Below are 19,607 nucleotides of genomic sequence, written 5' to 3'. Positions count from 1 at the left end.
TGCGCCCGGACGCTCACGTTTTCACCATATTGCGTCCCGCCTGTTTCGCCCGGTACAGGGCCTGATCGGCCGCCTTCACCACCTGCTCGGGGCACACACCCCGTGCATCGGCCTCCGCGGCTCCGATGCTCACGGTGACCGAGACGACTCGGCTCGGGCGCCTCCGGGTCCGTGGGCGTCGCAGTCTTTTCGGCGGACGCCAACGGCGACGGAGTGTGAACGTCGCCTCCTCGATCGTCCGCCGCAGCGTTTCGAGGAACGGCAAGGCCTGGCCGGCCGGCAGGCCGTCGAACACGACCGCAAACTCTTCTCCTCCGTACCGAAAGGCCCTCCCGCCTCCCTCGACCCCGGCCAGGCGGGCGGCCACCATGCGCAAGACTTGATCGCCGACATCGTGGCCGTAGACGTCGTTGAACGTCTTGAAATGATCCACGTCGACCATCGCAATGGTATAGCGGTCACCGAGCTGAAGCAGCATCCGGTTGAACGCCCGGCGCCCCGGCAGCCCGGTGAGCTCGTCGTGGTAGGCCATGACATAGGAGGACTGGAGGACGGCGAGCGACAGGGCTGCCGCCGCCGCCGTCCAATACCAGCCGGCGGGCAAACCCGGAGCTTGCTCGAGGGCGAGAAACACCGAGACCGCCGTCCAGAAGAAGGCCCCATCCACCGCCTCGCGAGCGATCATGAAGCGAACGAGGAAGACCAGGCCGGCGAGCAGCCAGGCCACGAGCCCCGGTTGCGGGATCGTCGCCCGATGCGCCCAGTCGGGAAGGATCAGGCGCGCATCGAGGCGCAGGCCCTGCCGCACGGCGACGACCGCGACGATGGCTTGGACGACGATGACCCCGAGCAACCAGACGCCCTTGCGGGTGAGAACGCCTCGCTCCTTGACCAGGGCGAGCAGAATCAGGTTCGCCGGGACCAGCACGGAGACGAACCCGATCAGTGGAAAAGACCTCGTCGCCGCCGCACGGCCCGCACTCTGGCTGAGCCAGGGATGGGTCACGCCCGCGTAGCCCAGAGCGATCAGCAGGAGCGCAAAGACCAGACGGCTGCGATGGAAATAGGCGCTGAGCAGGAGCCCGACGGTCAGCGAGACCGCGGGCGCGGCGGCGGCCAGGGGATGGAAGGCGGCGGGGAGGGCCGACGGGCGCGCACTGATGACGGCGGCCGCGAGCACGAGCGCCGCACCCGGCACGAGGAAGCGCCAGACCGCGGCCCGCCATTCCCGCTTCATCGCTTTGTTCCTCCCGTCGATTTCCCTGCTCCAGCGATAAGTATAGAGTACGATCAGGCGGGGGCAGCGATGCGGAGACGACGACCGGGGAAGGCGGAGATCCGGCAGGCGATATGGGACCGCCTGCAGCGGGAACGACTGGCACGCTTTCCGTTTCCGCCCCACGGCCGGATTCCGAATTTCCACGGCGCTCGGGAAGCCGCGCTCCGGCTGTTCAGGCTCAAGCCATGGGCATCGGCCAGACGGCTGAAGATCAATCCCGATGCTCCGCAACGGTGGGTGCGTGAAGAAGCGCTCCGCCGCGGGATCACGGTGTTCGTCCCGACTCCCCGGCTGCGGGGCGGGTTCCTCTGCTTGGATCCGAGCGTCATTCCCCGGGACAAGCTGCGCGAGGCCGCCGGACTCTCGAAGGGCCGTCGTTGGGCTCGAGCGGTGCCCCTGGCCGACCTGCCGCCCGTCGACGGCATCGTCTGTGGCTCCGTTGCGGTCTCTGCGGCGGGGCACCGTTGCGGAAAGGGGGAAGGCTACAGCGATCTGGAGTATGCGATCCTTCGTGAGCTCGGCCATCCACCCGTGCCGGTCGCCACGACGGTCCATGAGGTGCAGATCGTCGAGGCGATTCCGCGTGACCCGACCGATCTCCCGCTTTCGGTCATCGTGACGCCAGAGCGGGTCATCCGGGTTCGAAAGCCCCCGCCCGCTCCCGCCGGCGTCGACTGGGGCCGGCTCTCGGGGCGAGACCTCGAGGACATGCCGGTGCTGAAGGAGCTCAAGTCACGGACAACGGTCGGCCGGCGATCGGGAAGGCTACAGCCGAGAGCTTAGGGCCGATTCGACGGCTTCGAGCAGCTCTCGAAGCTCGAACGGCTTGGTGAGGGTATGGACGGCGCCGAAGCGCTTGGCGACGTCCAGAGCGTCGAAGTGGATGCGGCGACTGCCCCCGGAGAGGGCGATGACTTTGGCGGCGGGAAATTCACGGCGCAGCTCGCGGATGACCTCCAACCCGTCTTTCTCGGGCATCAGGATGTCGGTGATGATGAGGTCGCCGGGCTTCTCCCGCCACAGCTTCAAGGCCACCTCTCCATTTTGGGCCTCCATGACGGTATGCGCCGCGCTCTCCAAGACCTGCCGCAGCATATCCAAGACCATCTTGTCGTCGTCGATGATAAGGATTCTGGCCATGGCACTCTCGTCCTAGGCGCGCCTTTCCTTCTCATACCTGATGGCGGCCGAACCGTCAACCTGAAGCTCACGGCGGCACGCCGTTTTCTCGAGTGAAGAGGAAGCCTTCGCTCCCCTCGACCCTGGATCGGATCTCGCGTCCCGACCGATTCACGGACCTCAATCGCGCTCGCCTCGCCTCCTCGGTAGACAAGGGCCCCGGCATCCATCGATAATACCGTGTCCCTCTTCGTGGAGCCTCGATGAACCCGGATCCTCGAGCCGACACAGACGCGGCCGGCGCGGATCGCGATCCATCCGATCACGGGATGAGCCGCCGAGCCTTGCTGACAGCGGCAGGGGCCGTGGGGATCTGGGCGGCGCACGGCCTGACTCCTCGGAATGTCCTGGGCGACGAGGCCCAGGATCCCACGCGCGTGCCGGGCCATCCGCCCACCGCCCATGGCGCGCGGTCGGACTTCGAGCGGGCGCATCGGCTCGTACGAGGAATGGTCTCTCTCACCCCGCTCCAAGATCTGCACGGCATCCTCACCCCCTCCTCATTGCACTTCGAGCGCCATCACAATGGCGTCCCGGTCATCGCTCCCGCTCAGTACCGCTTGTTGATCCACGGTCTCGTCCACCGGCCGTTGATCTTCGCGCTGGAGGACCTGAAACGATTTCCCGCCGTCTCGCGCCTGGCCTTCATCGAATGCTCCGGCAATTCCGCCGGAGAATGGCGGGGCCCGATCGGCCGGACGGCGCAAGAGACACACGGCTTGACGAGCACCAGCGAGTGGACCGGGGTCCGGCTTTCCACCGTCCTGGCCGAGGCGGGGATCAAGCCCGAGGCACGGTGGATGCTCGCAGAAGGCGGCGACGCCGCCGCGATGACGCGGAGCATCCCGCTCGAGTCCGCCCTGGATGAGGCCTTGCTCTGCTACGGGCAGAACGGCGAGGCGTTGCGGCCCGAACAGGGGTATCCCGTCCGACTGCTGCTGCCCGGATGGGAGGGCAACACGTGTATCAAGTGGCTGCGGCGGTTGAAGCTCGGCACCGCCCCGTTCATGACGCGAGAGGAAACCTCGCATTATACGGACCTCATGCCGGACGGGACCGCCCGGCAGTTCACGTTCGTCATGGATGCCAAGTCGGTCATTACCGCGCCTTCCGGAGGCCAGCAGATCCAGCGCGGATTTGTCGAGATCCGTGGTCTCGCATGGAGCGGTCGCGGGCGCATCGTTCGCGTCGACGTGAGCACGGACGCCGGCCGAACGTGGCACCCGGCGGTGCTGCAGGAGCCGGTTCTACCCAAGTGTCACACGCGCTTTCGGTTGGGCTGGCAGTGGGACGGCCAGGAAGCCGTTCTCCAGAGCCGGTGTACGGACGAGACCGGCTACACGCAGCCCACCCGAGAGAGCTTGGTCGCCGAACGCGGCGTCCACTCCGTCTATCACTATCATGCCCTCCAAAGCTGGAAGGTCACGCGCGATGGACGGATCGAGAATATCCATGCTTAAGACGACTCGGCGGGCGGGGATGGCGGCCGCCTGCCTTGTGGCGGGCCTCGGACTGGTGCAGGCCGGCGAACGGGGCTCGCCCGTGTATCATCTCGGCCGACCGGCGACCGAGGCGGACATCAACGCCTGGGACATCGACGTCTCGCCGAGCGGAGAGGGGCTCCCGCCAGGCCGGGGGACCGTCCGCCAGGGTGCGGCCGTCTACGCGGCCAAGTGCGCCGCCTGCCACGGGGCGACCGGGGTCGAGGGGCCCGCAGATCGCCTCGTCGGCGGCCAAGGCACCTTGAAGAGCGATCAGCCGCTCAAGGCCGTGGGAAGCTACTGGCCGTATGCCACGACGCTGTACGACTACATCCGCCGCGCCATGCCCCTCACTGCGCCGCAGTCCCTCACGTCCGACGAAGTCTATGCGGTCGTCGCCTGGATCCTCTACCGCAACGGCATCATCCCCGAGGAGGCCGCGCTGGATGCGGGCACCTTGGCGGCGGTCCAGATGCCGAATCGCCATGGCTTCGTCGAAGCCGAGGGCAACCTGCCAGGCGCGGCGCATCGACCGAGGTGATCCTCACCGCCGACGACGAAGCGCGTCGACGGAACCTCCCTTGGGACGGAGAGAATGGCGGATTCGACGTTCAAAGATTTCGTCCTCGATCAACTGAAGAGCCTCAAGGACGTTTCCTGCCGCGCGATGTTCGGAGGATACGGGCTGTACCGCGGCCGTGTCTTCTTCGGCATCCTCCATCGCGACCGCTTGTACCTGAAAACCGATCGGGCCACCCGCGCGCTGTTCTTGCAGCATGGCATGAAGCCGTTTCGGCCCAACAAGAAGCAGACGCTGACGCGCTACTATGCCGTCCCCCTCGAAGTCGTCGAGGATCCCGAGACGCTCGGCGTCTGGGCGGACCGCGCGAGTCGCTGCACCGAGGACTGACGCGGTCGGCACATGGCATACTGAGTCATGGCTGCGACGATCTGGACGATCGGCCACTCGACGAGAGACCTCCAGTCCTTCCTCGTTCTGTTGCAGGACCGCGGCGTGCGCCGGCTGCTCGATGTTCGACGGTTCCCGTACTCGCGTCGCCATCCCCAGTTTCACACCGACCCGCTTGCGGAGCGCCTCCGGGATCAGGCCATCGACTATCGGCACCTGCCGGCGCTCGGCGGCCGGCGGACGCCGCGGGCCGATTCAGTCAACACGGGGTGGCGCCATCGCGGTTTTCGAGGATACGCCGATTACATGCAGACGGAGGAATTTCAGGGTGCGTTGGACGAGCTCATGCGCCTCGCGAAAGGAGAGCCGAGCGCCGTCATGTGCGCGGAAGCGGTCCCGTGGCGGTGCCATCGCTCCTTGATCGCCGATGCCTTGGTCGTCCACGGCTGGCGGGTGGAGCACATCCTCGGTCCATCGAGAACGGAGCCGCACCGGCTGACGGCGTTTGCCAGGGAAGAGGGGGGCCGCCTCCTGTATCCCGCGCAGGGGGCGGAAATCGAGCTGAAGCTCTTCTAAGCGGGCGGCGACGGCGCGGTCAGCGGTGGACCTGGGAGAAGAGATCGAGCTCCGCGAGCTCCTCGGCCGGCGGAGACGCGAGCGGGAGTTGGATGACGAATGTGGTCCCTTCTCCCGCGCCGCTCATCACCGTGATCTGGCCGCCGTGCTCCTTGACGATCCCATAGCTCACCGACAACCCCAGGCCGGTCCCCTGCCCGACCGGCTTCGTGGTGAAAAAGGGATCGAAGATCCGTCCTTGGATCTCCAGAGGAATTCCCACTCCGGTGTCCCGAAACACGAGCTCGACACGGTCCTCGCGGACCAGGCTGCTCAACATGATCGCCTTGCGCGGCGCCTCGGCCACGGCGTCACGGGCGTTGGTCAGCAGGTTGATGAAGACCTGCTCGAGCTGAATCCGGTTCCCCAACACCAACGGCTCCGCCGGCGACAAGGTCATCGTCAGCTCGATGTTCCGCAAGCGGAGTTGTTCCTGCATGAGCCCCAGCGCCGATTGCAGCACGTCATGGACGGAGACCGGCTCCCGTTCGACGGGTGCGAGCCGGCCGAACGTTCTCAAGTGCTGAATGATGGTCGCGGCCTTGGACACCTGCGCAAGCGCGAGCTTGAGCCGAAAGAGCAACGGCTCCTGCTCCATCGGCCTGAGCTCCAGATGGTCGATCAGGTTGCCGAGGATCAGACTAATGTTGTTCAACGGGTTATTGACTTCGTGCGCGATGCCGGTCGTCAGCTCGCCGAGGCTGGCCAGCTTCGCGCTTTGGACGAGCTGGGCCTGCTTTTCGCGCAACTCCTGCTCCCGCCGTTCGGCATCCTTGAGAAGCTTCAGCCGTTCCTCTTCGGCCAGGCGCCGCTCGGTGATGTCCATGGCAATGCCGACGTACCGGACCGGCATGCCGCTCCCGTCCCGCACGATCTTCCCTTTTGAAAAAATCCAGCGAAGGCCGCCGTCCGGACGCACCAGCCTGAACTGCGCTTCGAATACATCGAGCGCTTGCAGGGCGGCGGCGAACTCTCGCTGCACCCGCTCGACGTCGTCAGGATGAATCCGTTCACGCCACTCCGCGAGCGTGCGGGGCGGCCCTTCGGGCGGCAACCCGGCCATCTCCCGCATGCGGGCGGAGAGCCCGATCCGTCCGGTCCTCAGGCTCACCTCCCAGGTGCCGAGTTGCGCGCCGTCCAAGGCGAGACTCAGACGCTCTTCCCGCTCTTCGATCCCCTGTTCCCGCCTGGCCGCTCGCAGCAAGAGCTGCGTCACGGTCCAGATGACCGCGATCCACAGCACACGGTTCCCAAGGCCCATCCAGAACGGCACTCCCTCCGTCGCGAAGAAGAGGCCGGCGGCGATCAGCGCGATCGCCAGGAAGCTGACGGTGGGGAGCAGGCGGGGAAAGTCGCGATAGAGCCGGGATGCAACCCATAGGGGAAACAGATGCAGGACCCAAAAGGCCAAGCCCAAGGGCGAGAGAAAATCGATGACGAAGACGACCACGGTCAGACCGATGGTCCCCGCCGCAACCAGCCGAAGCCACAATGGGGAGTGCGCTGAATTCATAAGGACCAGCAATCCTGTGGTCGGCCCAGGGCATCAGCCTCGGGGGCCCCATTTTCGTCGGAAGCCGTTCCCTCGTCTATCAGACGATAGCCTACGTATAGCGGGCGGAATCGGCCGCCTGCCAGCTTGTCCTCACCGCCTCTTTCAGCGAGGGACGATCGCCGAGCCCTCCGATGGTTGACAGGGCCGGATCAACTGTCCATTCTTACCCTGCTGATGCTGAACGAGGATGATAAAGACGGTGCTGGGATGATGCAATGACACCGGAACGCCGCCTCGATGAACTGCTTGCCGGTTATTTGACGGATTTTGTTTCGCGCAACCGGGCCGCGCGCACACTGAAGACGCACCTGGACGACCTCGGGATCGGGCTCTGGCCGGTGGCCGATCACCTCACGTTCCGAACCATGGATATCGATCGACGAGCCGAGGAGTTCATCCCGTTCGGGTACGACTTTTCCGAACAGATCGAGTATCAGGACTGGTTTGCCAAGGTCTATCGAAGACCCGGCTACCCGCCTTTGTTCATCGATCAGGCCTACGCCGATGCACGAGGCCGGACGAGCATTATCCCGGATTGGGTCACCTCCTTCGGCGACCGCACGCTGCACCATGTGGCGGTACGGGTCGAGAATATCGAGGTGGCGATGGACCGTCTGGCCCGTGACGGCATCCGCTTCGCCGGGAACATCGTCGGTCAACCCGGTGGCGCCCTCCGCCAGATCTTCACCGAGCCCGAGGAAGTCGGCGGGAAGGCCTTCTCGGTGCTCGAGCTCACCGAACGCCACGAGGGCTTCTTGGGATTCTCCCCGCCTCAGGCCGATGGGCTCATGCGGTCCACGGCCAAGAAGGCCTAGCCCGGCCGGACGCGCTGCTGTCGAGACGCCCGGGAGGTTCGTTGCCGCCCTCCGGAAAAGCTGCTATGGTGCGGCGTCAGAAGGAGGCGAATGGTCTGGGACCCCAAGGACCCGTGGTCGCGAACAGGTGATGGCCTCGATGACGCCCTCCGCGATGCACGTTCCCGCTTGCAGCACATGATGCCCGCGTCAGGGCTGCGCCCGCTCCTCTTGACGCTCGCCCTCCTCTTTCTCCTCTGGCAAAGCGCCTTCATCGTGGCACCCGATGAAGAAGGCGTCGTCAAACGCTTCGGCGAAGTCGTTCGCACGGCCGGTCCGGGGCCTCATCTCAAGATCCCGGTGCTCGAGTCGGTGGCCAAGCCGAAGGTCGAGAAACTACATCGCATGGAGATCGGCTTTCGGACTGATCAGCAGGGACGCCAACACATGTTGCCGAAGGAAGCGCTGATGCTCACGGGCGACGAAAACATCGTCGGGGTGGAATTCATCATTCAGTACAAGATCAAGAGCGCCAAGGACTACCTCTTCCAGGTCGATGAAATCGAGGAAACGATTCAAAAGGCGGCCGAGGCTTCGATGCGGGAAGTCATTGGAAAGAGCAAGATCGACGAGGTCCTCACGACCGGCAAGGCCCAGATCCAGGCCGATACCCAAATGCTCATCCAGCGAATTTTGGACGGCTACCAGGCGGGGATCCACGTGGCGGCCGTGCAGCTCCAAGACGTCGACCCGCCCGAGGCCGTCGTCGCGGCCTTCAAGGACGTCGCGAGCGCCAAAGAAGACCGTGAGAAGCTGATCAACCAGGCGCAGGGCTACCGCAACGATATCATCCCGAAGGCGAAAGGCGAGGCCGCGCAGATCGTCAACCAGGCGAAGGGCTACGCACAAGCCCGGATTACACGGTCTCAGGGCGAGAGCGATCGCTTTGTGAAGATGCTCAAGGAATACAGCCAAGCCAAGGACGTCATCGGCAAACGCTTGTACATCGAGACGATGGAAGAGATCCTGCCGGGCGTGGAGAAAATCATCATCGACGGCAAAGCCGGCGACCGACTGCTTCCGTATCTCCCGCTTCAGCGCGCCGCCGGCTCGGGCCCCGCGTCACAGACCGAGGAGAAGGGGAATCGATGAGCAAGCAGACGCTCATCGTCGCGTTTGTCGGGGTCCTGCTGTTGTTGATCGTCCTCGGCGCGTCGCCGTTCTTCGTGGTCGACCTGACCCAAACCGCAATTGTCGTGCAGTTGGGAAAGCCCGTTCGGTCGATTACCCAGCCTGGTCTTCAATTGAAGGTGCCGTTCATCCAGGAAGTCACCTACTTCGACAAGCGCCTTCTCGACTACGACTCCGTCGCCCAAGACGTTATCACGCAGGACAAGAAGACGCTCTTGATCGACAATTTTGCCAAGTGGCGCATCACCGATCCCTTGAAGGTCTTTCAAGCCTTCCAAACTCAGCGCGGCGCCTTGAAGCGGCTCGACGACATCATCTACTCGGAGCTGCGGGTCGAGGTGGGACGGCACACCCTCTCCGAAATCGTGTCGAAGACCCGTTCCGATGTGATGTCCGTGGTAGCGCAACGAGCGAATGAGAAGGCGCAGCCGTATGGAATCGAGATCGTCGACGTCCGCATCAAGCGGGCGGATTTGCCGGAACAGAATGAGAAGGCCGTGTTCGCGAGAATGCAGGCGGAACGTGAGCGGGAAGCCAAACAGTACCGCGCGGAAGGCGCCGAGGAGGCCCAGAAGATCCGGTCAGACGCCGAGAAAGACCGAGAAATCATCCTGGCCGAAGCTTACAAGACCGCCGAGCAACTGCGAGGAGCGGGGGACGCTCAGGCCTTTCGACTCTATGCCGAAGCCTACCGCCAGGACCCCAAGTTCTTTGAATTCATTCGGTCGATGGAAGCGTACAAGAAGACCTTTGCCTCCGGCACCACCTTGGTCTTGAGTCCCGACGCCGAGTTCTTGAAGTATCTCAGACAGCGCTGAGCCAGCCTAGCGGGCACCGACCCTCTTCACGACAGCCCGACAACGTGTCCGGTGTCCGGGTCGAGATCGATATGCTCCCCGGCAGGATGGGCCGGAAGACCGGGCATCAGCTGGATGCCCGAGGCGATCGCGGTGAGAAATCCGGCACCCGCCAGCAGGCGAACCTCTTTGATGGGCAAAGTAAATCCCGTGGGCCGGCCTTTCAATGCCGGATCATGCGACAACGACAACGGCGTTTTCGCCATGCAGATCGGCAGGGACCCGAACCCCAGCTCGTAGGCTCGTCCGATCTGTCGCTCGGCCGTGTCCTCGTAGGACACGGTACGCGCGCCATACATGCTCGTCGCAATGGTTTCGATCTTCTCCTTGATCCCTGCCGAATCAGGATAGAGAAGGCGAAACTTAGCCGGCTGGCGGCAGGCGGAGACGACGGCTTCCGCGAGTTCCTCCGCCCCTTTGCCGCCGTCCTGCCAGTGCGTGGAAACCGCGGCCCCCACCGCCCCCGCACGACGAGCCCACTGGGTCACGTAGACCAGTTCCTCTTCCGGATCCTCGCTGAAGGCGTTGACCGCCACGACCGCGGGGATGCCGTGTGCGGCCACGTTTTCCAGGTGCTGCTGTAAATTCGCAAGCCCCTTCTCGAGGGCCTCGCGATTCGGCCCGCTCAGCGCGTTGGGTAGCGGCTTCCCCGGTTTGACCAGGCCGCCGCCTCCATGAAGCTTCAAGGCCCTGAGGGTCGCGACGACGACGGCGACGTCGGGCCGGAACCCGGACGCACGGCATTTAATGTTGAAGAATTTTTCGGCGCCCAAATCGCTGCCGAACCCCGCTTCCGTGACGACATAGTCGCCGCATCGGAGTGCCAGGGCATCGGCGAGGATCGAGCAGTTTCCATGGGCGATGTTCCCAAAGGGTCCGGTATGGATGACGGCCGGGGTGCCTTCCAGGGTCTGGAGAAGATTCGGGCACAGGGCCTCCTTGAGCAGGACGGCCATTGATCCTCCACACTTGAGGTCTTCGGCCTTGACCGGTCGTCCATCACGCCGAAACCCCACGATGATGCGCTCCAGCCGCTGTTTCAGATCTGCGTGGCCCTCCGACAGCGCGAGAACCGCCATGACTTCTGAGGCTTCCGTGATGACGAACTCGGCTGCTCGACCTTCACGCACGTGCGGCGGGGTCAGGGTGACCCGCCGGAGCGCACGGTCGTTGACACTCAGCGCTCGGGGCCAGACGATGCCGTTTGGGTCGAGGCCCAACCCATTCCCGTGAAAGAGGTGATTGTCGGTGAAGCCAGAGAGCAGATTGTGTGCGGCAGCGACGGCGTGAGCATCCCCGGTCAAGTGGAGATTGACGTCCTCCATTGGAGCCACTTGGGCCCGCCCCCCTCCAGCCCCACCGCCTTTCATGCCAAAGACCGGCCCCAGGGAGGGTTGCCGTAACGTCACGATCGCGCGTTGTCCTTTACGGCAGAGCGCCATCGCCAAGCCGATTGAGGTTGTCGTCTTCCCTTCTCCGAGCGGAGTCGGATTGATCGCGGTGACGAGGACATACCGCCCCAACGGCCGGGCCTTCAGCCGTTCAAGCGCCGAAAGCGTGACCTTCGCCTTGAAGCGGCCATAGGGGATGAGCTCATCCGCCGACAGACCCATCGCTTCTCCGATTTCCATGATCGGACGGAGTCGAGCGGAACGCGAGATATCCAAATCGGTCACGAGCGCCTCCCGTTAGATCATTTCGGGCGCGCAGTGTACCACATTCGCAGAGGCAACGGGCGGGATGAAAGGGTGGTTTGAGGACGGCAGGGGAAACGCGGCGGGCAGACCAGAAAGCTGACTGGGACGTTAATCGAGGATATAGCGTTGGGGATCGACGGGATGATTATTGGACTTCACGAGATAATGCAGGTGTGGGCCCGTGGAAAGACCGGTATTGCCTACCAGGCCGATGACATCTCCTCGTTTGACCTTTTGACCATTCTTGACCAATACCTTTGCAAGGTGCCCGTATTGGGTTTCCATCCCAAAGCCATGATCTAGGGCGATCATATTGCCCATCCGAGGATCGAAGCCGGTTACAACGACCCGCCCCGAGGCTGGCGCCTGAACCGGGGTATTCGGTGCAGCCCCGATATCCAGCCCGTCATGCATAGCCAATTGGCCCGTGAAGGGAGAGACTCGCTTCCCAAATCCGGACGTCACCCATCCCTTCACCGGCCAAATGGACGGCGTTGCATCCCATCGAGCCTGTTTTCCTTGCACGACACTTGCGAGATCTTGCAAGGACCGCTCTTCTGACCCCGCTTCGGTCTGAAGCCACTGCAAGCTCTCCTGGACCTTGGAGAGCATGTCATTTTGTTGACGGTCGTTCGACTCCGCGCCTTCCCGGGAGATCTGGCGCTCTTCCCCGTCAGAGATCATAAGCTCGCTTGAATTAAAAGGATTCTTGAGGTTGACCTCTTCGCTGTCTCCGCCCTTGCCATCCAAGACAGCTTCAGGCTTGGGCGCTTCAATTCCAAGCATGAGTCGAAGGCGCTGGTTCACCTCTTTCATCGCCAACAAGCGCCGTTTCAGCTCATTGACGGTATTCGAAAACGAGGTCGTCTGCTCGCGGACGCTCGCCATCTCCGCACGCAGGGCTTTGAGCTCCCAAATCTCCCCGATGCGCATCACGGCTTGTGAAAGGAGGATGACTTGAACAATGGCCAGTACGAGGCCGACCACCGCCGCCTTCCGGACAAGCGTCCGAGAGAAGCTGAACTTCAAAGGCCCCGCCATTGACCCTCTGAAGATCATCACCGTATAGGCGTCTTTCGGCTCATCCATGGCATCACTCCTGTGCGCGATTACCTCTAAGCGCTACCGGGCCAAGTGTAGCCAATGGCATGGTGACGGTCAACAATTTTGTTTAAGAGCTCTTATCTTTCAGTCAGTTACGGTTGATTCATGAATCCAGTTCAAATAGGGCTGAGCGCCGGCCATGACCGGGATCGCAATAATCTCCGGCACTTGGTAGCTGTGCAGTCGCCGCACCTCGGCGGCAAGCTGATTAAACAAGGCAGGTCTGGTCTTGATAAGCATCAGGCATTCAACGTCTTCTGATACTTTTCCTTCCCAACGGTAAATCGAGGTGACATGAGGGACCAGGTTGGCACAAGCGGCAAGCTTCTGATCCACGAGGGCGCGTCCGATCCGGGTCGCTTCTTCCTGGGATGAGGCGGTGACAAGGACGATAATGGCCTTCTCTGGACTGGGATCCATCGATTCTGCTCCTTCTGGTTCGGGTACGAAGGGTGGGCGGGTTCAGCGCTTTCGCATAGCCTATATCCCCCACCATTGACAGGTCCGAAAAGCGGTACTTATATTACTTCCGTCAAGGAGGCCAGGTCATGGGATACACGATTACGGTACAAGAGCTGAAGCAGCGGCTGGACAAGGGTGACCGGCCGGTCTTGTTGGATGTGAGGGAGCCCTATGAGTATTCACTGGCCAAGATCGAGGGATCGATCCTGATTCCTCTTGGAACCCTTCCCCAGTCCTTGGATAAGCTGGACCGGAACGCCGAAATCGTGGCGTATTGCCACCACGGGATGAGAAGTGCTGATGCAGTGGGTTTCCTGGCCCAGCAAGGCTTTACGAACGTAAAGAATCTCATCGGCGGCATCGATGCCTGGTCGGTTCAGGTCGATCCTTCCGTCCCGCGCTATCGCTGACGCCCGCTCAATGAGAGGTTCGTTCCAGTTCTTGGCGAAAAAACTCGACGGTCCGCTTGAGACCATCCTGGAGGTCGACCTTGGGCTCCCAGCCCACGTCGTGACGGATCCTTGTGATATCGACCACGCTGCGTGTCTGTTCCCCCTTCTTGGCCGGGCCGTGAATGCCCTTGAATCCGGCCCCGGTCATCTCTGTCAACACCCGGAAGAGCTCGTTGATCGTCGTTTCCGTCGCGGTCCCAACATTGTAGATCCCTTGCACGTCTTGGCCCATGACCGCGAGATTCGCTTCCACCACATCTTCAACGAAGACAAAATCTCTTGTTTGGCGCCCATTTCCGTTAATGATCGGCTGCTCCCCGGCTAACATCTTTCTCGCAAAGATCGCGACGACCCCGGCCTCGCCTTCAGGATCCTGCCTCGGCCCGTACACATTCGCATACCGAAGCGAGACGTACTGAATGCCGCTGACATGTTGGTAGTAGGCCAGATAGTGTTCGCCCGTCAGTTTGCTGATGCCGTACGGGGATAGAGGCCGAGTGGGATGGGACTCGGGGGCCGGAAAGATCTCTTGCTCCCCATAGACCGCCCCGCCCGATGAGGCGAAAATCACCTTCCGCGTACCATGCTTGACGGCCTGTTCGAGAAGATTGAGCATCCCGATGATATTGACCTGAGCATCGAAAATCGGATCCTCGACCGATCGACGGACGTTCATTTGCGCCGCCAAATGCACGACCAACGAAGGCCGTTCCTTTCGAAAGACCTGTTCCAACCGAGAACTTTGGATGTCGACTTTGTAGAACTCTGCCGCGCGATTGACGTTTCGTCGCTTTCCGGTTGAGAGATTGTCCACGATGACCACATCATGGCCCTCCTGGACCAACCGATCCACCAGGTGGGAACCGATAAAGCCCGCGCCGCCTGTGACCAAGATTTTCATGCCGGTCTCCTTTGGTCCTGCTCAACAGAGTCTCCCACGTACCGAAACGCCGCCAAAATTTCCCGATTACCCTTTTGGCCGGTGACCGGAGAGTCAACCGTCCCGAGACAACTCAAGCCATGTCGTGTCGCGGCCTCGATCACCTTCTCTGCGGCAGCTTGGCGGTGCTGGTCGTTGCTGACGATGCCTCCCCGACCCACTTGGCCGCGGCCCACCTCGAATTGAGGCTTGATCAAGGCGACCACCAAGGCCGGGCTGTTGAGGAATCGGAGCACGGCGGGAATCACCAGGGTCAAAGAAATGAATGAAACGTCGATGACTGCAAGATTGATCCGCTCCGCGACCGCGTCCTTCGGCAAGTACCGAATGTTTTGCCGGTCGAGGACGGTGACTCGCGGGTCCTGCCGCAACCGCCAGTCAAGCTGTCCATAGCCGACATCCACGGCATAGACGTGGCGGGCTCCGCGTTGCAGAAGGCAATCCGTAAACCCGCCGGTCGAGGCTCCGACGTCCATCGCCACGAGGCCCGCTGGATGGATGTGAAAGCGGTCGAGCGCCGCCTCCAATTTCCGTCCGCCTCGACTCACGTAGGGCTCCGGGTTCCCGACGACATGGATCTCGGCCTCCCGGCTTACGAGCCTCGCCGGCTTGTCCACGGGCAGGCCGTCTACCGTGACGCTGCCCGCCATGATCAGCCGACTGGCCTGTTCACGGCTCGGTGTCAGGCCGCGAAGGACAAGCGCTTGATCGAGGCGAACGCGGCCGGCCTTGTCTACCATGGGAATCCGGAGAAGACTGGGAGGGGAAGATCGGGGGGCGCGCAGCGGCCTACACGGAGGACACGGGATCATCGGCCTCCTCAGCCCCTAGATTATAGGCTCGAAGCCGTTTCTTGCCATCCTTGTCCTGGATCAGGATTTCGACCTTCCGTTCGGCTTCATCGAGCATCTTCAGGCACGTCTTCGACAATCGAATCCCCTCCTCGAAGATCTTGAGGGATTCGTCCAGAGGCAAGTCTCCTCGCTCCAATTCGGTTGCAATCGTTTCAAGCCGAGCGAGCGCCTCTTCAAATTTGATCATCGCCATGCAAGTCCTTGGAGAAAGAACGGTATTATACCGTGACGTGGCTTCAAATCAAGCGCTAGGGATCTGGTAGGATCCTCCGCACCCCGCAGAGCAACCGCCCTTCCGTCAACCTCACGCTGATCTCCTCATCCACCGAGACATCCTTGCTACGCCTCAGAACCTTGCCGTCGGAGACAGTCTGCACGATGCTGTAGCCACGGGCGAGAATCGCGAGCGGGCTGAGCGTATGGAGGGCGGCCAGCAGCACCTGCACCCGTTGCCGCCGGAAGCTCACGGCACGGGACCAGGCCTGCTGCAAGTGAGTGGTCGTATGAGGCAGCAGCGTTTTCAGCGTTCGAATGGTCCCCCTGGGACTCGCCACCAGGACACGGTGCTCGGCAAGGGCCCGGCGCCGTTCCGATCGTCTGATCGAGTCGGCGATCGCCGCTTCCAGCCGCCCGGCGATGTCATCCAGTCGTTGGCTTTCTCGCTGAACTCGGAACACGGCGCCGCTCATCGTTTGGCAACAGCCCGCGACCGTTCGTTCGAGACGGTCGAGCTGCTGGCGTAAGGCGCGATACTGACGTGCGCTGAACTCCTGGACGGTGCGCAGCAGATCCTGGAGGACAGGGGCCACCGCTTCGGCGGCTGCTGACGGCGTCGGCGCGCGGTAGTCCGCGACAAAGTCGGCGAGCGTGTAGTCGATTTCGTGACCGACGGCCGATACCACCGGAACGGGTGACGCCGCAATCGCCCTGACGACGACTTCCTCGTTGAAACACCACAGGTCCTCGAGCGACCCGCCGCCTCGGCCGACGATCATCACGTCGACCTCTCCCGAGCCGCCCAGCTCGTCGATGGCAGCCGCGATGCGTTGGGCTGCCCCGTCTCCTTGCACGGGGACGGGATAGACGAGGATCGAGAGGATCGGGCAACGCCGCTGAAGGACGGTCAAGACGTCCCGGATCGCCGCGCCCGTCGGGGAGGTGACGAGTCCGACGCGCCGCGGCAAGAGCGGCAAGCGGCGCTTGCGCTCGAGCGCAAACAGGCCTTCTTTGGCGAGCTTTTCCTTGAGCTGCTCGAACGCGATTTGCAGCGCGCCGAGTCCTTTGGGCTCGAGGTAATCGACCGCGAGCTGATATTCTCCGCGCGGTTGGTACACCGTGAGCCGGCCACGGGCGATCAGGTGAAGCCCTTCGTCGAGCGTGAAGCGAAGACAGGAGGCCGACGACCGAAAGAGCACGGCTTTGATTTGAGCCTGATGATCCTTGAGCGTGAAGTACAGGTGTCCGGAGCCGGGCGTCCGCACGTTGGACACCTCGCCCTCGACCCATACATCCGGAAAAGTTTGCTCGAGGCGCTCACGAACCAGGAAGGTCAATTCTGAGACTGTGAGGATTCTTTGTAGCGAAAGGGCCATCGAACGGACGTCGGAGGAATCGATAGCGCTAATCGGGGATTCGAAACCGCCGGATGCTGACCGCTTTTCCCAATGTGCCTTCCACTTCCACGAGGACGGCACAGAGCACCGCGGGGCCGGACGCCACTTCGAAGCGCCGGGGCATCCCCGTGAGAAACTTCTCGATCGCAAGTTCCTTTTTGATCCCGATCACCGAGTGAACCGGGCCCGTCATCCCGATGTCCGTGACGTAGGCGGTCCCCTTGGGGAGAATCTGCTCGTCCGCAGTCTGCACGTGGGTATGAGTCCCGACGACGGCCGACACCTCCCCATCCAGGAAATGCCCCATCGCCATTTTTTCGGACGTCGCCTCCGCATGCATATCGACAACGATGGCAGGGGCGTGGGTCTTCAAGCGGGCGACTTCACGGCGGGCGACCTGAAACGGGCAGTCGAGCGTAGGCATATAGGCGCGGCCCATCAGTTGGACGAGACCGAGCTTTTCCCCTGCTGCCGTTTCGATCACGAAGGCCCCACGGCCTGGAACCCCTTCGGGATAGTTGGCCGGGCGCAGGAGGCGCGGCTCGCGCCTGATGTAGTCGACGATCTCTTTCTTGTCCCATGCATGGTTGCCCAGCGTAATGGCGGCGAGGCCGTAATCGAACAACTCCTGGGCGAGCTCCGGGGTGATCCCGAAGCCCCCGGCGACATTCTCGCCATTCCCGATCACGACGTCGATGCCGTGCTCGTCCACGAGCTTCGGGAGACGCCGGGCAATGGCCCGGCGCCCAGGCTCTCCCATGATGTCTCCGATGAAGAGCACCTTCATGCCCCTGATTGCTCCTCCTGGTCCTTGGACCACTACTTGGCGAAATCCACGAACCGGCTCTCTCGGATCACCGTCACCTTGATCTGACCGGGATAGGTCAATTCGTCTTCGATGCGCCGCGCGAGCTCCCGGGACATCAGAGCCGACTCGGCATCGCTGACCTCGTCATGCCGCACGATCACCCGGATCTCCCGGCCGGCTTGGATCGCGTACGCCTTCTGCACCCCGCCGAAGGCGATCGCCAGCGACTCGAGCTTTTCCAAGCGCTTCACGTACGACTCAAGGGCCTCCCGGCGAGCGCCGGGTCGCGCCGCTGAGAGCGCCTCTGCAGCGGCAACCAGCACCGTCTCCGGACAGATCGGCTCCACCTGCTCATGGTGTGCGGCGATCGCGTTTACGACCTTCGCCGACTCCCCGTATCGCTTGGCGATGTCCGCACCCAGTAAGGCATGCGGACCTTCTTCCTCATGGCTGACCGCTTTGCCGATGTCATGGAGCAGGGCCCCGCGCTTGGCCAATTTGACATCGAGCCCGAGCTCGGACGCCATGATGCCGCAGATATAAGCCGCTTCCCGGGCGTGGTACAGGTTGTTTTGACCATAGCTCGTGCGGTACTTCAAGCGGCCAAGAATCTTGATCAAGTCCGGATGAAAATCGGACAGACCGACTTCGAAAATGATTTTCTCGGCTTCCTCGACCATCAGCTTGTCGAGGTCCGTCTTGACCTTTTCGACGATCTCTTCGATCCGGGTGGGATGGATTCGGCCGTCGTGCATCAACCGTTCCAACGCGACCTTCGCGACCTCGCGACGGAGCGGATCGAATCCGGAAATAATCACCGCTTCCGGAGTCTCATCGATAATCAGATCGATACCGGTGGCCGCCTCGATCGCGCGGATGTTGCGCCCTTCCTTGCCGATGATGCGGCCCTTCATCCCGTCGTTCGGGATCGGCACGACGGAGATGGTCGCTTCGGAGACGTAGTCCCGGGTCACCCGTTGAATTGAACGGGTGATGACTTCACGCGCTTCCCGTTCGGCGTTTTCCTTGGCCTCGTCGAGGATGCGCTTCGCCATCCCCGCGGCTTCCCGTTTGGCCTCACCTTCGATTTCACTGATCAATTGCCGTTTCGCTTCCTCGACCGTCATACCGGACACGCGTTCGAGCGCCGCGCGCCGCTCTTTGAGCAACCGCTCACTGACGGACTCCTGGCCAGCCAAGGCCTCTTCGCGTTTGGCCAACTGCGCTTCCCGCTTTTGCGCCTCCGCCTCCCGCCTTTCGATCGCTCCCAACTTACGATCGAGATGCTCTTCACGCTGGAGCAAGCGCTTCTCCTGGCTCGCAAACTCCGCCAGCCTCGCCTTTTGCTCCTTTTCAATGTCGCTCTTGGCTTGAAGCAGTAAGTCCTTGGCCTCGAGCTTCGCCTCCTTGATCAGATTCTCGGCCTCCCGCTCGGCTCCTTGGACGGTCTGCCGCGCATGTTCATCCGCCTGCTGGCGCTGAACGGCCCATTTGTTCCGTTGCAAGACGGCGAGGGCGCCGATGCCGAGAGCGGCCCCCAGCAGCGCCACGACCACGTATATGATGGTGGTAAGAATCGTCGCCACCCCCTTTCAGTTCGGACGCCGGGTGGACGTCCGCGCCGGGTGGACGACGCACGATGGACGGGAGCGCAGTAATGAAGAGATGCGGCGGTCAGCGGACGCGGACGATCAACGTATCGGGCGAAGCGAGCAGGGGCGGCCGCGACTTGTCGAGCATAGACTCACTACGGGCCCGGACCGACTCCCGGGTAGAAGTAACGCAGGCTCCTCCACCGGGTGTCCCCGGCCCCACT

General features: G+C 62.7%; 21 protein-coding genes. 9 read left to right on the top strand and 12 right to left on the bottom strand.

Annotated features, from left to right (window positions below; genetic code table 11):
- Window positions 1-13: 13 nt before the first annotated feature.
- A complete protein-coding gene (locus ACWHYV_RS03155) occupies window positions 14-1,237 on the bottom strand; it encodes a diguanylate cyclase (protein ID WP_447979206.1) in 1,224 nt (407 codons plus the stop codon).
- Window positions 1,238-1,306: 69 nt separating this feature from the next.
- Between ACWHYV_RS03155 and ACWHYV_RS03150 the strand changes: the two genes are divergently transcribed.
- Complete coding sequence (locus tag ACWHYV_RS03150) at window positions 1,307-2,062, top strand: 5-formyltetrahydrofolate cyclo-ligase (RefSeq protein ID WP_447979205.1); 756 nt, start codon at window positions 1,307-1,309, stop codon at window positions 2,060-2,062.
- Here the strand turns inward: ACWHYV_RS03150 and ACWHYV_RS03145 are convergent.
- Window positions 2,045-2,419 (bottom strand): response regulator, encoded by a 375-nt coding sequence (locus ACWHYV_RS03145; protein ID WP_447979204.1) that lies wholly within the window; start codon window positions 2,417-2,419, stop codon window positions 2,045-2,047. The genes ACWHYV_RS03150 and ACWHYV_RS03145 overlap by 18 nt on opposite strands.
- 242 nt (window positions 2,420-2,661) lie before the next feature.
- On the opposite strand from ACWHYV_RS03145, the gene soxC reads away from it, so the two are divergent.
- The 4 genes from soxC to ACWHYV_RS03125 are packed head-to-tail and all read left to right on the top strand — an operon-like array spanning window position 2,662 to window position 5,425.
- On the top strand, window positions 2,662-3,918 hold the full coding sequence (soxC, locus tag ACWHYV_RS03140; protein WP_447979203.1) for a sulfite dehydrogenase: 1,257 nt from the start codon (window positions 2,662-2,664) through the stop codon (window positions 3,916-3,918).
- Window positions 3,911-4,480, top strand: coding sequence for a c-type cytochrome (locus ACWHYV_RS03135; RefSeq protein ID WP_447979202.1), 570 nt, complete (start codon window positions 3,911-3,913; stop codon window positions 4,478-4,480). Before soxC ends, ACWHYV_RS03135 begins: the two co-directional genes overlap by 8 nt.
- 54 nt (window positions 4,481-4,534) lie before the next feature.
- Window positions 4,535-4,849 carry a TfoX/Sxy family protein gene (locus ACWHYV_RS03130; protein WP_447979201.1) on the top strand — a complete coding sequence of 105 codons (315 nt, stop codon included), beginning with the start codon at window positions 4,535-4,537 and terminating at the stop codon, window positions 4,847-4,849.
- A gap of 27 nt (window positions 4,850-4,876) precedes the next feature.
- Window positions 4,877-5,425: a DUF488 domain-containing protein gene (locus ACWHYV_RS03125; protein WP_447979200.1), complete on the top strand. Its 549-nt coding sequence runs from the start codon at window positions 4,877-4,879 to the stop codon at window positions 5,423-5,425.
- A gap of 19 nt (window positions 5,426-5,444) precedes the next feature.
- On the opposite strand, the gene ACWHYV_RS03120 is transcribed toward ACWHYV_RS03125, so the two are convergent.
- Complete coding sequence (locus tag ACWHYV_RS03120) at window positions 5,445-6,977, bottom strand: sensor histidine kinase (RefSeq protein WP_447979199.1); 1,533 nt, start codon at window positions 6,975-6,977, stop codon at window positions 5,445-5,447.
- A 257-nt stretch (window positions 6,978-7,234) separates the two neighbouring features.
- On the opposite strand from ACWHYV_RS03120, the gene ACWHYV_RS03115 reads away from it, so the two are divergent.
- The 3 genes from ACWHYV_RS03115 to hflC all read left to right on the top strand — a co-directional run bounded on the left by ACWHYV_RS03115 (window position 7,235) and on the right by hflC (window position 9,822).
- Window positions 7,235-7,834, top strand: a complete 600-nt coding sequence (locus ACWHYV_RS03115; protein ID WP_447979198.1) for a VOC family protein — start codon at window positions 7,235-7,237, stop codon at window positions 7,832-7,834.
- Window positions 7,835-7,924: 90 nt separating this feature from the next.
- Window positions 7,925-8,965 carry an FtsH protease activity modulator HflK gene (gene hflK, locus ACWHYV_RS03110; RefSeq protein ID WP_447979197.1) on the top strand — a complete coding sequence of 347 codons (1,041 nt, stop codon included), beginning with the start codon at window positions 7,925-7,927 and terminating at the stop codon, window positions 8,963-8,965.
- On the top strand, window positions 8,962-9,822 hold the full coding sequence (gene hflC / locus ACWHYV_RS03105) for a protease modulator HflC (protein ID WP_447979196.1): 861 nt from the start codon (window positions 8,962-8,964) through the stop codon (window positions 9,820-9,822). The genes hflK and hflC overlap by 4 nt, the downstream gene beginning before the upstream one ends.
- A 26-nt stretch (window positions 9,823-9,848) precedes the next feature.
- Here hflC and ACWHYV_RS03100 read toward each other — a convergent pair whose 3' ends face one another.
- From ACWHYV_RS03100 to cutA, 3 genes are all read right to left on the bottom strand, one after another.
- On the bottom strand, window positions 9,849-11,492 hold the full coding sequence (locus ACWHYV_RS03100; protein ID WP_447980679.1) for a formate--tetrahydrofolate ligase: 1,644 nt from the start codon (window positions 11,490-11,492) through the stop codon (window positions 9,849-9,851).
- A gap of 174 nt (window positions 11,493-11,666) precedes the next feature.
- A complete protein-coding gene (locus ACWHYV_RS03095; RefSeq protein WP_447979195.1) occupies window positions 11,667-12,647 on the bottom strand; it encodes a M23 family metallopeptidase in 981 nt (326 codons plus the stop codon).
- 99 nt (window positions 12,648-12,746) lie between these two features.
- Window positions 12,747-13,082 carry a divalent-cation tolerance protein CutA gene (gene cutA / locus ACWHYV_RS03090; protein ID WP_447979194.1) on the bottom strand — a complete coding sequence of 112 codons (336 nt, stop codon included), beginning with the start codon at window positions 13,080-13,082 and terminating at the stop codon, window positions 12,747-12,749.
- A gap of 128 nt (window positions 13,083-13,210) precedes the next feature.
- Here cutA and ACWHYV_RS03085 point away from each other — a divergent pair, with 128 nt between their 5' ends.
- Complete coding sequence (locus ACWHYV_RS03085) at window positions 13,211-13,534, top strand: rhodanese-like domain-containing protein (RefSeq protein ID WP_447979193.1); 324 nt, start codon at window positions 13,211-13,213, stop codon at window positions 13,532-13,534.
- A gap of 7 nt (window positions 13,535-13,541) precedes the next feature.
- Here the strand turns inward: ACWHYV_RS03085 and ACWHYV_RS03080 are convergent, their stop codons facing one another.
- Genes ACWHYV_RS03080 through rny form a run of 6 tightly spaced genes read right to left on the bottom strand, consistent with a single transcriptional unit; the run spans window position 13,542 to window position 19,368 of the window.
- Window positions 13,542-14,477, bottom strand: a complete 936-nt coding sequence (locus ACWHYV_RS03080; protein ID WP_447979192.1) for an SDR family oxidoreductase — start codon at window positions 14,475-14,477, stop codon at window positions 13,542-13,544.
- Window positions 14,474-15,256, bottom strand: coding sequence for a TlyA family RNA methyltransferase (locus ACWHYV_RS03075; protein ID WP_447979191.1), 783 nt, complete (start codon window positions 15,254-15,256; stop codon window positions 14,474-14,476). The genes ACWHYV_RS03080 and ACWHYV_RS03075 overlap by 4 nt, the downstream gene beginning before the upstream one ends.
- A gap of 49 nt (window positions 15,257-15,305) precedes the next feature.
- Window positions 15,306-15,563 carry an exodeoxyribonuclease VII small subunit gene (gene xseB / locus ACWHYV_RS03070; protein ID WP_447979190.1) on the bottom strand — a complete coding sequence of 86 codons (258 nt, stop codon included), beginning with the start codon at window positions 15,561-15,563 and terminating at the stop codon, window positions 15,306-15,308.
- A 55-nt stretch (window positions 15,564-15,618) separates the two neighbouring features.
- Window positions 15,619-16,962, bottom strand: coding sequence for an exodeoxyribonuclease VII large subunit (gene xseA, locus ACWHYV_RS03065; RefSeq protein WP_447979189.1), 1,344 nt, complete (start codon window positions 16,960-16,962; stop codon window positions 15,619-15,621).
- A gap of 28 nt (window positions 16,963-16,990) precedes the next feature.
- On the bottom strand, window positions 16,991-17,770 hold the full coding sequence (locus ACWHYV_RS03060) for a TIGR00282 family metallophosphoesterase (protein WP_447979188.1): 780 nt from the start codon (window positions 17,768-17,770) through the stop codon (window positions 16,991-16,993).
- A gap of 32 nt (window positions 17,771-17,802) precedes the next feature.
- Window positions 17,803-19,368, bottom strand: a complete 1,566-nt coding sequence (gene rny, locus ACWHYV_RS03055; protein ID WP_447980678.1) for a ribonuclease Y — start codon at window positions 19,366-19,368, stop codon at window positions 17,803-17,805.
- Between the last annotated feature and the right edge of the window lie 239 nt (window positions 19,369-19,607).

It is taken from the genome of Candidatus Nitrospira bockiana (genome assembly GCF_965152565.1).
The sequence above is the reverse complement of the archived record's forward strand: the minus strand, read 5'-3'. Positions and strand labels throughout refer to the sequence as shown.